The sequence below is a fragment of the Armatimonadota bacterium genome, from assembly GCA_013359125.1.
GTDB lineage: Bacteria > Armatimonadota > Fimbriimonadia > Fimbriimonadales > GBS-DC > JABWCR01.
Map to the genome: position 1 here is coordinate 18,179 of JABWCR010000004.1, position 12,455 is coordinate 30,633.

Consider the following 12,455-nt stretch of genomic DNA (forward strand, 5'->3'; position numbering starts at 1 on the left):
ACATTGAAAAAATCCCGTTCGGACGGAACGCCGTGCCGAAACAGATAAAGAGCAAGTCGGGGAGCGAAGTCATCGTCGCTGCCTCCCCGTCAAGTTGTCTTGTCGAGCGCTCTTAAGAGCGGCGTGACGCCGCCGGCAGTTTGGTCGCCGACTTTGCACAGGATTTCGACTTCGGTCGAGAAGACGGCCAGATCGACTTGACTGCCGCGCTCGATAAAGGAGACTTTTTGTGCCGGGTGGAGAACTTGGCCTTCCTGGATGTAAGTGGTGATCTTGTTGACGTATTTGTCGGCGATCTCGACCATGGCCAGTTTGACTTTTTCGCCTTGCAGGAAAATGGTCTGGCGCTCGTTCTCTAACTGGTATCTCTTGCCTAGCAGGTCCATAGCGCGTCGAAAGTAGGTCAGATTCACGTATTCCCATAGATCGACCATAGGCAGGTTAACGCGAGCGTCTACTTTGTGAATCTTCTCTACAGCGCCGGCGATGGGCGCATAGTTGTAGTGAACGTCCAGGGGGCTCATGTAGATGCCGATCAGCCAGCCTTGGCCCTCTTGGGCGCCTTTGTCCCAGTCGGTGTGAGTTATTTCGCTGATCTCGATGGGGCGGCCTAGTTTTTCGCACTCCACCTTGCCCTGCTCGATTCGTCTGATGTAGACGACCTTGCCATCGCACGGCGCCAGGATTAGGTCAGGGTCTTCGGGCGGCTGGCGAACAGGGTCTCGATAGAACCAGATTTTTCTTAAGAACCATAGAACAGCGCCCCAGGCAAGGGCGATGCCGACAACCGTATAGAGGACTATCTCCATTCGCGCCAGGCCTTATAAACGGTGAAGGGAAGTCTGACAAGATAGTAGCCGACCAGGCCCGCCGCGCCTTTGACCGCGCTTCCATGTGATTTTAGCGGCGCGCCAGGCTCGAAGACTCCCGTACGATAGGCGCGATCAAGGGCGGAGTAGGTCTTCTCCAATCCTTGTTGAGCATGGAACTCGGTCAGTTCGTCCGCAATCGTGCGCTCAAAGAGCCAGTCCGGCGCAGGCGTGATTCTACGCAGTTCGTCTAAGACCGATCGAAGCCTGGGAGTCAGTCCAATGGTGCAGGCGTCCTCTCTCAATGCGGCGTATTGCTCCAGGTCGAGCGGCATCGTTTCGGGCCAAAGCGCGATAGCCTGTACAATGCGCAAAACTTCTCGCAATCGGGCCAAGTCCCAGACTGGGTCGAGCGCTCGCAGTTCGACAGTGCCCAGACGGCGAGAGACGATCAAGTCTTGAAAACGGTAGAGCGGATCGTCGCGCAGCGCCCCGATCGCGAACGAGCAGGCGGCTCTGGCGGACGGGCCGACCGGGCGACCATTGAGAAACGGGCTGGAAGCGCAGGCCAGGATGAGCAGGGGCATGAAGCGCGCGATGTTCTGATAGATGCGTTGTCGCTCGCGCACTGGGGCGCCGATGTGGATGTGCAGTCCGCTGGTATTGGTGCTGCCCGCGATGTCGAAGAGCATCCCGACGGGCACAATGTAAGCGTCATCGACGGCCCAGGCCAAGTCGCGGCGCCGAGCCGACAAGTCGGATAAGACTTCATCGATGGAGGCATGAGCGTCCGTTGAGATTTCGACGCCGCTCATCAGGCACTCTTTCGCGTCCTTCCCTCGAGAGAAGTTAGAGGCGGATCGAAAGTAGTATCGCTTCGGGTCCTTTGCCAGGAGCTTTGACAGATAGTAGAGGGAGTTAAGGGTGGGTCGAGTCGGCTGCGTGATGAAGACTTCTTCTTCGATGCCAAGCGTAATTGCGGTCGATGCTAAAGGCAGGGCTGTAGCCATCGCCATTGAGCCGGTCATGCAGTCGTTCCTCGCGCAAAGCGACCGGCTTCGGTCAAGAATCGCTCCAAACCTTCTAATTCTCGATTGCCCAGGTCGTACTTCATGGCGTTGGTCAGATAGTCGAGACATTGGTCGAATGGGAGGCTCAGGCGAACGGCTTCTCGCTGGGCGATTTCGGGCAGGCGCGACAAGCCGAGCGCTTTCGATGATTGGCACACCTCTGCTATCTCATCAAAGGGAGCGTCCGGCGCCGCCAGCCAACCGGCCCAGACGAAAGGCAGTCCGGTCCAATCTCGCCAAACTTCCCCCATGTCTATCGCGGTCAATCCGCCTCCACTGGCCGACATGCCCGCATCGCCGATCATCAGGGCCGCGTCGGCCAATTCTAACATGGTCTCTAAATCGGCGGGGACGGAGACGAACTCTGGCGCGATACCGATGCGTTGCTCAAAGTAGATCCGTGTCAGCAAAGACGAGGTCAGGGAGCCGGAATCCAAGGCGACTTTCCGCACATTGCTCAGAGGCATTTTCGAGAAAAGGCGCACGCTTTTGGTAGGGCCGTCGGATGCGATTGCGACCTCGGTTACCAGCCGCAGGTTGGGCCGCCTTATCAGTTCGACCGAAGATACCAGCGCCGCATCGATCTCGCCTGCCTCCAACTGCGCGGCAAGTTCAGACGGAAGAGCGAAACTAAGTTCGACGCGCTCCATCCCCTCGATAAGGGGCTTGGCGTTGAGAAACGGCACCGAGCCGAGGCGCAGCTTCATGCAACCGCCTTGTCGATCGCCGCAAAGCCAAAGAAAACGATGCCCATGATGCCGTTGAGAGTGAAGAAGGCCATGTCTAACCGGCTGAGATCGTTCGCCTTGACTAAACTCTGTTCATAGGCCAGCAGCGCCGCACAAAAGAGCGCGCCGACGAAGTACCAGGCGCCCGCTCCTAGGGCTATCCCTGCTCCGATCAGTAATCCAATGCAGGCCAAATGAGAGACTCTGGATGCGAGCAGCGCGTTGGACGTTCCGAACCGCTGAGGGAAACTGTGCAACCTTTCCTCGCGATCGAAGGCCTCGTCTTGAAGGCTGTAGAGGATGTCGAAGCCTGCGACCCAGAACGCGACCGCTCCGGTCAGCCACAGAACTGCCCAGTCGATGTCTCCCGTTACGGCGACCCACGCTGCCGCAGGAGCGATGCCCAAAGACAATCCCAGCCAGAAGTGCGAGAGCCATGTAAATCGCTTGGCATAGGAGTAGGAGAGGACGACGATCAGCGCGATGGGGGACAGCGCGAGCGCGAGGGGATTCAACTGCCAAGCGGCCAAGACCAACAAACCAGCCCCGGCGATGCAAAGCAGCGACATTTGGGGCGCCGTCAATTGGCCGGTCGGCAAAGCCCTCTTCGCGGTTCGTGGATTTTTGGCATCGACATCGCGATCGATCAATCGATTGAACGCCATGGCCGACGTGCGCGCTCCGACCATAGCGACGACGATCCAGCCGATTGTGCGAGCCGAGGGGAAGCCGTCCGCGGCATAGATCATGCCGAGCAGAGCAAAAGGAAGCGCAAAGATAGAGTGCTCAAACTTGACCGCTTCAAGAACGACTCGAATCTGTTGCAGGATGCTTCTTTGGGAACTCGCGCTGTCGATCATTGCCCTTTGCTGTTGAGTCTACCCAATGGCGGTGTATACGGGTTTTGCGAAATTTATCGCGGCAATCGCGCAACTTGGGCTACAATATGACCGATGTCGATCCAAAAGGCTGTCATCCCGCTTGCAGGCTTGGGAACAAGGCTTTATCCGGTCTCGACCGTCATTCCAAAGGGCCTTTTGCCGTTTGTTTTGGCGGACGGTTCCGTTGCGACCGGCATCCAACTGATTATCGAGGACGCTTTGCGAGCGGGCATTGAGAAGATTTGTCTGGTCGTGCATCCTGAATCGCTGGAGCAGTATCAGCGATTCTTCGATGGTTATATAGATCGTTACGCGGCGGCGCTTGCTCTGAAGCCTGAGCTTTCGAGACAGAGGGAGAGGCTTGTGGAGATGAAGGCTCGAATCGAGTATGCCTTCCAAGATCGGCCGTTGGGTTTTGGACACGCTGTATGGTGCGCTTCGGACTTTGCAGACGGCGATCCGGCGCTCGTTCTGTTGGGCGATCATCTAGTGATTAGCGATGGGGAAAGCTGCTCGGCGCAGCTCATGAGAGCGTACGATACGGTAGGCGCCACAACGATCGGGGTTCATCGCATTGATGCGAGCCGCGTAAACCTCTATGGCATACTGCGCGGCCAGGCCACCACAGACCCGGAGCTCTATGAGGCGCTGGACATTGTGGAGAAGCCGACCGAGCGCTTAGCCGCCGACCAGTTGCAGACTCAAACCCTTCCATCGGGCCAGTTTCTGGCGCACTTTGGTCTCTTCGCCTTTACAGGCGGCATTTGGGACGCGCTGGACGAGTTGGTGGGATCGCATAGCGACGACGAGGAGATTCAGCTGACGACGGCCGAGCGGATGCTCGTCGATCGAGAGCCGTGCTATGCGTATGAGATCGATGGTTCATCGCTCGATTTTGGAATCGCGTCGGGCTATGCCGAGGCTTTCCAGTCCGTGTCTCGATCGGTATTTCCTTCGCAACTGACCGTCTCGTCGTGAATCCATTCGCGCATTACAAACCCCGCAAGCACCAAGCAGAATGTGGCAAAAATTAGCGCTACCGCGTTCCACATGTCCATCCCTCCCCCGCCCCCACGGCGGCATTTTGTTCCCCACATCAATCTTCCGCGCCAGAGCGATTTGCTCCCCGTCATAAAGCGCCGGTTTTGCCAAGACAGGTAGACTTTCGAGCGATATGGACGAGGGCTGGATCGAGACGGAGTTCGATGTGCGTTACGCTGAGACCGATGCGATGGGCGTCGTCTATTACGCTAACTACTTTGTATGGTTCGAGGTGGCTCGAGGCGCCTATTGCAAGCATCACGGCATCGACTATCAGGCGATCGAGAAGACCGGCTCTCTGATGGCCGTCGTGGACGCTTCGTGCCGATTTCGCGCTCCCGCTCGATATGGGGACACGATCCGCGTCCGGGCCAGGATAACGGAGCAGAAGCGAGCGACCGTCTCCGTTCAGTACGAAATCTATAACGCTGTTACGGGGCAGATGCTGGCAACGGGCCATACTCGGCATATGTGGGTTAATGGCTCTGGAAGGCCCTCTCGGACGCCCGAAAGTCTGAAGGGTCTCTTGGGCGCTTGACCGAAACTTCTGGATTGAGAGACAATCGCATCGCCGATCGGCAGAAGATTCGGCCGGACCAAGAGATAGATGCAGGAATCCGGTATCCTAACGGCCAATAATCTTCTTAGGAACGGAGGATTCGATTGGCATTCTCTAAGTTTTTTGGGATTCTGGTTGTCGCGGCCATTGGTTTTGCCGCTTTGGACGATGCGCCGTCTCTTAACTTTTCCGCCCACAAGGCTACCGTAGTCGTCTTCTTGGGCTCCGAGTGTCCGGCTGTGCCGCGCATCGCGCCTCGACTAAACGAACTTCACGAGCAGTTTGGAAAGCAGGACGTGCAGTTTATCGCGCTCTATCCGAACGGTAGCGATACGGCTGCGATGGTGAGAGACCATGCAAAGCGCATGGGGTTTGGCTTTGAATGCCGCATCGATCTCAAAGGTCAAGTTGCAAAGCAGCTTGGTGCGACCAAAACGCCTGAGATCGTGGTCGTCGACGCTAAGGGGAGAAAAGTTTATCAGGGCGCCATCGACAGCGACGCCAAGGTAGCCAACCCTCAGCATCGATACGCCGAGAGGGCGATCTCCGCGGCCATCAATGGCAAGAGCATGGACCCGTCGCGAACCGAAGTGGTCGGTTGTTTCATCAAGACCGAAGCGACTGTGAATGGGAAAGAGGTCGCGACGTTCGTTGACGACATCGCCCCGATCATGTTCGAGTATTGCACCCCTTGCCATCGTCCCGGCCAGATCGGTCCGTTTCCGCTTATTAACTACGACGATGCGAAAAAGTGGGCTCAGGAGATCGAGCACTATACGCACAATCGGACCATGCCTCCTTGGAAGCCTCAGCCCGGCCATGGCGATTTTCGGGGCGAACGGCGACTTTCGGACGCACAGTTGGCTTCGATCAAGCAATGGGTGGAAGCTGGGTGTCCTCAGGGCGATCCGTCGCACATGCCCAAGCAGCCCGACTATCCTCAAGGATGGGAGATGGGCGTTCCTGACGTTGTGGCGCAAATGCCGCAGGCTTACGATGTGGCCGGTACGGGCACAGACGAGTATCGCTACTTTGTAATCCCGGTCGAAGCTCCAGAAAACTCCGCGATGATCGGTATCGACATTGTGCCGGGCAGTCGCGAAGTGGTCCACCATGCCAACGTCTATGTCGATGTTACGGGCGCGGCGCGAAAGTTGGACGAGGCGGACCCGGGCGTCGGTTATTCCAATTTCGGCAGTCCTGGCTTCTTGCCGACTATGATGTTGGGTGGCTGGGTGCCGGGCATGAGGCCGATGCGACTGCATCAAGGCTATGGCGTCGTGCTGCCACGCAAGTTCGATCTTGTGCTACAGGTGCATTACTTCAAGCGCGGACAGACGTATCGCGATCAGACCAAGGTCGGGCTCTATTTGGGCAAAGCGTCTGAAGTCAAGCCCGTACAGCTGGCCGTGCTGAGCGACACTCGATTCACGATTCCGGCGAACGATCCGGCGTTCAAGATTCAGCGCAGTTGGACGGTGGCCAAGAAGGTCGAGTTGGTCGCTATCATGGCTCATGCGCACCTGGTTTGCAAAGACGTCAAGGTCTCGGCCAAGATGCCGAACGGCGAAGAGCGCAACCTGCTGTGGATCGACGATTACGACTTTAACTGGCAAGAGACCTACTTTTACAAGCAGCCCATGACGCTCGAGCCGGGCACCGTGGTAACCGCCAGGGGTCTCTACGACAACTCGGAGAAGAACAAGCGCAACCCCAATTCGCCTCCAAAGCCGGTAAAGTATGGGGACAAAACGACGGACGAAATGTTCTATGTCTTCTTGGCAGTAGCGGATGAGACGGCCAAAGGCTCGGGCTTCATCATAACAGGGCTATGATCGCTGAACTGCTGGCGATTGTTCTTGCTAATGGCTTGCACGAGCCTTGTTTGCGGTCAAGCGCTTCAGTTCGGCCAATCGCTGTAGTCGAGAACTTCGGCGATACCGATGTGCTGGATTACGACCTTGAGATCGAGATCGTCCCGTCGCAAGGTCGATTGATCGGTCGGAACAAGATCTTTGCCGTGTCGCAAACACAAGGCCTGGCCGAATTCACCTTTCGGCTCGACGTCAATCTTCCAATTACGGGTCTTCTGTTGGATGATCGACCGATAGGCTTTACGCGATTGAACAATTCGACCGTGCGCGCCCACTTCGACCAGACCTATAATTCCGGGCAGAGTTTTGTGCTGGAAGTCGCTTATGACGGGCAGCCCGTCTCAGAGGGATTTGGCTCGATCGTTTATGGGACTTATACGAGCGGCGCGCCCTATGTCTATACGCTGAGCGAGCCTTGGTATGCCTATACCTGGTGGCCGAACAAGGACGACAACACGGACAAGGCAACATTTTCCTTTGCGGTAACGGCGCCTCAAGAGTTGACCGTTGCGGCGAACGGCCGCAGCATGGGTGTAGAGAACCTAAGCGGCAATCGCAGAAAATTCCTGTGGCGGACGGACTATCCGATGGTTCCCTATCTTTTGGCGTTCGGGGCGACGGTGTACAACACTTGGTCGCGCCCGTTCAATCATGCTGGCGGACAGATGCCGGTCGACTTCTACATCGTCCCACAAAGCGATTCTACGGGGAACCGACAAGCGTGGGAACTTTGCCTGCCGATGCTGACCACCTTTGGCCAACTCTACGGGGAGTATCCCTTTATCGAAGAGAAGTACGGCATCTATCAATTTTCCTTTGGCGGCGGGATGGAGCACCAAACGATGACCGGCCAGGGAGGATGGGGCGAATCGCTCACGGCGCACGAACTCGCGCATCAATGGTGGGGCGACATGATCACCTGCGCAACCTGGCACGACATCTGGCTCAACGAGGGCTTTGCCACTTATTCCGAGGCGCTTTGGCTGGAGAACAAGCCGGGGAGTTCCGGCCTTGCCGCGCTCAAGTCGGCAATGAACAGCCGCCGGCCGCAAAACGTTGGCGGGACTGTCTATCGTTACGACATCAGCACGGTCAATAGCATCTTCAGTTCCACCTATTCCTATCGCAAGGGCGGATGGGCGCTGCACATGCTTCGGGGCGTTTTGGGCGACGAGATGTTTTACCGATCGCTTGAGGCTTATCGAAAGCAGTTTCAGTATCAGTCCGTAACCACGGATCAGTTCAAGGACGTTGTGGAAGAGACAGTGGGACAGGATTTGGACTACTTTTTCAACCAGTGGATCTATGGCGGCGGCGCGCCGGCCTACGAGTGGGGCGCGGCCAACACACTGATCAACGGAAGGCGGTTTCTGCTGGTTAGAATCCGGCAAACGCAGACGAGTTACCCCTTGTTCAAGATGCCGATAGACTTCCGAGCGACCGTATCGGGCGCGCAACAGCGATGGCGGCTTTGGAACGACGCAGCGGTACAGCACTACGTCATCCCGGTTGCAGCCTCGGCTTCTAGCGCTCAGTTCGACCCGGATGCGTGGATCTTGGCGACCAACGTCAGCAATGTCTCCTATGTGAGCGGCCCGCCAACGATCGTCGCTATGAACCCTTCGCCGTTTACGGACGGCGCTACGAACGTCGATCGCATAGAGATCAGTTTTCACACGCCTGTGAATGCCTCGGCCAACCACTTTCAGGTAATGGATGCGGCGAATCGTTCGTACGAGTTTGCTTTCGAGCACGTTCAGTCGAGCGGCTTGGTTCGGTTGAACTTCAAAGGTCCCCTCTTGCCGGGCGATTATCGTGTGGTCGTCTCGGATCAGATCACGGCTGTCAACTCCGGCCAGCGACTGGACGGCGAAATCCTCTCGCCCGATAAGAACCAAGCGCTCCCATCGGGCAACGGCCTCGCCTCCGGCAGCGCCGCGCTCCCCTTTAGAATCGTTCGGTAACCCCCCTTGACAAACCAGTTGACCGCTGGTATAATAGTGACCAGTGGTCGCGAATGACCCGCGGTCTTGATATTTATATTCATAATTTTGATACTTGCCGCCTTGATTATTTGACTTTCCGTAAATCTGAGAGGTAGACTGAGAATCTGATGCTGGACTGTCCAGGCCGTAGAGAGCGCAGAAGGGAGGAGACCAAGACCAAAATCGTCAATTCGGCGATGGAACTTTTGGCCGAGAAGCCCTATGATCAGATCACGGTCGAAGACATTACCGAGCGCGCCGACGTGGCCAAAGGCACTTTCTTCCGCCATTTTCCATCCAAGGATCTTGTGCTGCTCGAATATGTGGACGCGCTTGTAGAGGAAGTCAACCTTCAGATCGAGCAAATTCTATGCGGCAACCAAGGCGAATCGGCCTGGGAGTTATTGGAGCGAATTGCCGTCCTTGTTGCCGAGCACGACGGCCGATCGAAGACTTTTGCTCGAACCTTGACCAGTATTTGTTGCACCAACGAAGAGGTTCGCCGGGCGCTGGTGTCTATGCACGACGATGCGGCTATGGGAACGGAGCAGCTCATTCTATACGGCGTACAGAAGGGCGAGTTTCGTTCGGACGTGCCGGCAAGACAGGTCGCCGAGCAGGTGATTCGCCTCTATGCGCAATGTCTGCACATATGGTGCATGAGAGAAGAGATCACCGATCTGACGGCTCTGGTTAGGGAGACGCTTGCATTTTTCAAACCTGCAATAGATAGAGGAGAAGCGAAGTGAGGATTCTGTCGACGATGGCGCTGGGGCTGTGCTTGGTCGCAATCTCGCTGCCGCAAGAGAAGCTAACGCTCGATCGGGCGATCGAGCTCGGTCTAAAGAATAATCGCCACTTGCTTGCCCAGGCAGAGCAAGTGAATCGGGCCAACTCCAAGATTGCCGAGGCTCGCGCAGGCGCGCTGCCGCAGGTCGACGCAACGGCCACGTACACGCGATTTGACAAGGTAGCCAAGGCGACGTTTGGTCCGCCCGACAATCCGGTAACGGTTCCGCTCGGCTCGATAGAGAACCGATCTGCCAATGTAAAGATCGAACAGATCGTCGATATCAACGGCCTGGTCAAGACGGGCCTTCGCACGGCGGACGAACTCTCTCTCGTTGCGAGGTACCGATATGAGCAGGCCAAGAGTCAGTTGATTTTGGACATTGTAACCGCCTTTAGCGACGTGCTAAGGGCTATGGCGCATGTTGAAGTTGCCGAAGAGGCCGTCAGCAATGCCAAAGAACGATTGCGCATCACAAACGCTCAGGTGGATGCCGGAATCGCCGCTCGGTTTGATGTGTTGCGGGCTGAGACTCAGGTCTCTCAGTTTGAACAACAGCGCTTGTCGGCTGTCAATGCAGTCGCGCTGGCAAAAGCCAATCTGAACACCGTGTTGGCCCGACCCGTCGCAGAACCGATCGAGCTCGATGCTAACATAGACCGACCGGCCTACCTTAAGGACCTGGCTCTCTATACCAAGCAGGCTCGAGAGAAGCGGCCAGAGGTGTTGGCGGCTGCCTCGGATGTGAAGCTTTCGAACTACAGCAAGACCATTGCGAGCGCCCAAAACAAGCCGACGCTAATTCTCAACGGTCAATGGAACTTCAACCTCAATACGGCGACGTTCAACCCGAACAAGATCAGCTTCACGGCGAACGCGATCCTCTCGGCGCCCCTGTTTGACGCCGGCATTGGGAGAGCCAAGGTTCGTCAGGCCGAAGCCGATGTGCGCGCTGCAGAACTGACTCTTCAACAAACTACCGACATCGTTGCGCTGGAAGTCCAGTCCGCATTGCTGAACTTAGAGGACGCCGAGAAGCGGATCGCCGTTGCGCGTTCGGGCTTGGAACAAGCGGCCGAGGGTTTGCGGCTTGCAAAACTTCGATACGAGGCAGGCGTCTCTTCGCCTCTCGAGATCAGCGATGCCGAAGTTGCCTATGCCCAAGCGCGAATCAATTTGGTTACCGCAGAATTCGACTATATCGTCAGCCACGCTCGCTTGATGAAGGCGACAGGAACCAACATAGAGGGAAAATAGCATGAAAATGGACTATCGTCAATCGGGGCTTTTCTCAGCCGCGCTCGTTGGGCTTATTGCGCTTTCGTCGTGCAGCAAGCCAAACGCTTCGCCTGCCAAAGAAACAGGCGCGGAAGCGACGGCGATCGCTGTCGGAGTCGAAAAAATATCTGCGGGCAATCTCGAACAGACCGTGGACGTTACCGGCAATCTGATCGCGACGCAGGATGTCATTGTTTCTCCAAAGATAGGAGGCAAGATCGAGCGGCTGCTGGTTCGGGAAGGGGACAAAGTCTCGCGCGGTCAGGTGATCGCGATTCAAGATACTTCTGATCTGTCTGCACAATTGGCGCAAGCGCAGGCGGCCGTTCGAGCGGCGGAAGCTCGGTTGGCACAGGCGAACACTCAGGCCCGAATCGAGCCCGCCATGGCCGAATCTCAAATTCAAACTTCGCGCGCCGCTGTTTTAGCCGCAAAGGCGCGGCTCGATGCTCTTAAAGCGGGCGCAAGGCCGCAGGAGAGGGAGCAGGCGCAGAGCGCCGTCAATTCGGCAAAGGCGCAGCTAGATTGGGCGCAGACCGATTACGATTCGACCAAGCAGCTGGTGGATGCGGGCGCATTGGGCCGGACCGCCTTGATTGCCAAGAAGTCTGCCCTTGACGGGGCGCAGGCCAACTATCAGAATGCGTTGAAAGCCCTAAGTCTTGTTCAGGAAGGCCCGCGGCAAGAAGACATCGATGCCGCAGCGCAGCAGCTTCGTCAGGCAGAGGAAGCCTACAACCAATCGGTTACGGGCAGGGCGTCCGTTCAACTTCGGAACGATGAAGCGGCCGCGGCTCGCGCGACGGTCGCTCAGGCCGAGGCCAACCTCCGATATGCAAGGCAGCAATTGGACAACGCCTACGTCAAGGCGCCCTTCGATGGAGTCGTCGCCGACAAGTTGTTAGAGGCCGGCGCGATGGCCGCGGCGGGCACGCCGGTCGTACGATTGGTTACGCCTGGAAGGCTCTTTTTGGAGGCAACGGTCTCGGAAACTTTGGTCCAGCAGGTTCGTGCAGGCCAGATGGTGCGCGTCGAGGTTGATGCGCTGCCCGGCAAGGAGTTTGATGCCAGGGTCGACAAGATCTATCCGGCTGCCGACCACGCAGGTCGAAGCTTTAAGGCGCGCATTGCCTTGAGCAACGCTACGGCTGAGCTGAGGCCCGGCATGTTTGCGCGGGGCCGCATTGTCGTCCGGGAGTTTCGCAACGTGCCGCTCACTCCCAGGTCGGCCATTGTCGAGACGGCTGGCGACGTGAGAACCTATATCGTTCGAAACGGCAAAGCCGTCGAGCGGAAGGTGCGGATCGTTTATGCCAGCAGCGACCGGGTCTATGCCGAAGGGATGCAAGTTGGAGAGAGCGTGATTACCCGAGGCGTCGATCTCATGTCGAATGGCGTTCCGGTGAACATCGTTGGCGGACAAGAGTAAGGGGGGAGGTT

11 protein-coding genes are annotated in these 12,455 nt (G+C 57.1%); 7 read left to right on the forward strand and 4 right to left on the reverse strand.

Annotated elements, in window-relative coordinates:
* Positions 1–89 precede the first annotated feature (89 nt).
* Genes HUU60_03140 through HUU60_03155 form a run of 4 tightly spaced genes read right to left on the reverse strand, consistent with a single transcriptional unit; the run spans position 90 to position 3,467 of the window.
* A complete protein-coding gene (locus tag HUU60_03140) occupies positions 90–809 on the reverse strand; it encodes a phosphatidylserine decarboxylase (protein ID NUL81701.1) in 720 nt (239 codons plus the stop codon).
* Complete coding sequence (locus HUU60_03145) at positions 800–1,837, reverse strand: hypothetical protein (GenBank protein ID NUL81702.1); 1,038 nt, start codon at positions 1,835–1,837, stop codon at positions 800–802. Before HUU60_03145 ends, HUU60_03140 begins: the two co-directional genes overlap by 10 nt.
* The gene (locus HUU60_03150; GenBank protein NUL81703.1) at positions 1,834–2,586 is read right to left on the reverse strand and encodes a menaquinone biosynthesis protein; all 753 of its coding nucleotides are present in this window, start codon (positions 2,584–2,586) and stop codon (positions 1,834–1,836) included. Before HUU60_03150 ends, HUU60_03145 begins: the two co-directional genes overlap by 4 nt.
* Positions 2,583–3,467 carry a UbiA family prenyltransferase gene (locus tag HUU60_03155; protein ID NUL81704.1) on the reverse strand — a complete coding sequence of 295 codons (885 nt, stop codon included), beginning with the start codon at positions 3,465–3,467 and terminating at the stop codon, positions 2,583–2,585. The genes HUU60_03150 and HUU60_03155 overlap by 4 nt, the downstream gene beginning before the upstream one ends.
* A gap of 93 nt (positions 3,468–3,560) precedes the next feature.
* Between HUU60_03155 and HUU60_03160 the strand changes: the two genes are divergently transcribed.
* The 7 genes from HUU60_03160 (at position 3,561) to HUU60_03190 (ending at position 12,444) form a co-directional block, all read left to right on the forward strand.
* Positions 3,561–4,466 carry a hypothetical protein gene (locus HUU60_03160; protein ID NUL81705.1) on the forward strand — a complete coding sequence of 302 codons (906 nt, stop codon included), beginning with the start codon at positions 3,561–3,563 and terminating at the stop codon, positions 4,464–4,466.
* A 196-nt stretch (positions 4,467–4,662) separates the two neighbouring features.
* The gene (locus HUU60_03165; protein ID NUL81706.1) at positions 4,663–5,067 is read left to right on the forward strand and encodes an acyl-CoA thioesterase; all 405 of its coding nucleotides are present in this window, start codon (positions 4,663–4,665) and stop codon (positions 5,065–5,067) included.
* Between the two features lie 125 nt (positions 5,068–5,192).
* Positions 5,193–6,923, forward strand: a complete 1,731-nt coding sequence (locus HUU60_03170; protein ID NUL81707.1) for a redoxin domain-containing protein — start codon at positions 5,193–5,195, stop codon at positions 6,921–6,923.
* Positions 6,920–8,926: a hypothetical protein gene (locus HUU60_03175; GenBank protein ID NUL81708.1), complete on the forward strand. Its 2,007-nt coding sequence runs from the start codon at positions 6,920–6,922 to the stop codon at positions 8,924–8,926. The genes HUU60_03170 and HUU60_03175 overlap by 4 nt, the downstream gene beginning before the upstream one ends.
* A 149-nt stretch (positions 8,927–9,075) precedes the next feature.
* The gene (locus tag HUU60_03180) at positions 9,076–9,696 is read left to right on the forward strand and encodes a TetR/AcrR family transcriptional regulator (GenBank protein ID NUL81709.1); all 621 of its coding nucleotides are present in this window, start codon (positions 9,076–9,078) and stop codon (positions 9,694–9,696) included.
* Positions 9,693–10,994 (forward strand): TolC family protein, encoded by a 1,302-nt coding sequence (locus HUU60_03185; protein ID NUL81710.1) that lies wholly within the window; start codon positions 9,693–9,695, stop codon positions 10,992–10,994. Before HUU60_03180 ends, HUU60_03185 begins: the two co-directional genes overlap by 4 nt.
* 1 nt (position 10,995) lies before the next feature.
* On the forward strand, positions 10,996–12,444 hold the full coding sequence (locus HUU60_03190) for an efflux RND transporter periplasmic adaptor subunit (protein ID NUL81711.1): 1,449 nt from the start codon (positions 10,996–10,998) through the stop codon (positions 12,442–12,444).
* Positions 12,445–12,455: the final 11 nt, after the last annotated feature.

What these genes read in the sequence shown, in the direction of transcription:
- HUU60_03140 (NUL81701.1), bottom strand. Translation starts at nt 809, where the DNA reads ATGGAGATAGTCCTCTATACGGTTGTCGGCATCGCCCTTGCCTGGGGC.
- HUU60_03145 (NUL81702.1), bottom strand. Translation starts at nt 1,837, where the DNA reads ATGACCGGCTCAATGGCGATGGCTACAGCCCTGCCTTTAGCATCGACC.
- HUU60_03150 (NUL81703.1), bottom strand. Translation starts at nt 2,586, where the DNA reads ATGAAGCTGCGCCTCGGCTCGGTGCCGTTTCTCAACGCCAAGCCCCTT.
- HUU60_03155 (NUL81704.1), bottom strand. Translation starts at nt 3,467, where the DNA reads ATGATCGACAGCGCGAGTTCCCAAAGAAGCATCCTGCAACAGATTCGA.
- HUU60_03160 (NUL81705.1), top strand. Translation starts at nt 3,561, where the DNA reads ATGTCGATCCAAAAGGCTGTCATCCCGCTTGCAGGCTTGGGAACAAGG.
- HUU60_03165 (NUL81706.1), top strand. Translation starts at nt 4,663, where the DNA reads ATGGACGAGGGCTGGATCGAGACGGAGTTCGATGTGCGTTACGCTGAG.
- HUU60_03175 (NUL81708.1), top strand. Translation starts at nt 6,920, where the DNA reads ATGATCGCTGAACTGCTGGCGATTGTTCTTGCTAATGGCTTGCACGAG.
- HUU60_03180 (NUL81709.1), top strand. Translation starts at nt 9,076, where the DNA reads ATGCTGGACTGTCCAGGCCGTAGAGAGCGCAGAAGGGAGGAGACCAAG.
- HUU60_03190 (NUL81711.1), top strand. Translation starts at nt 10,996, where the DNA reads ATGAAAATGGACTATCGTCAATCGGGGCTTTTCTCAGCCGCGCTCGTT.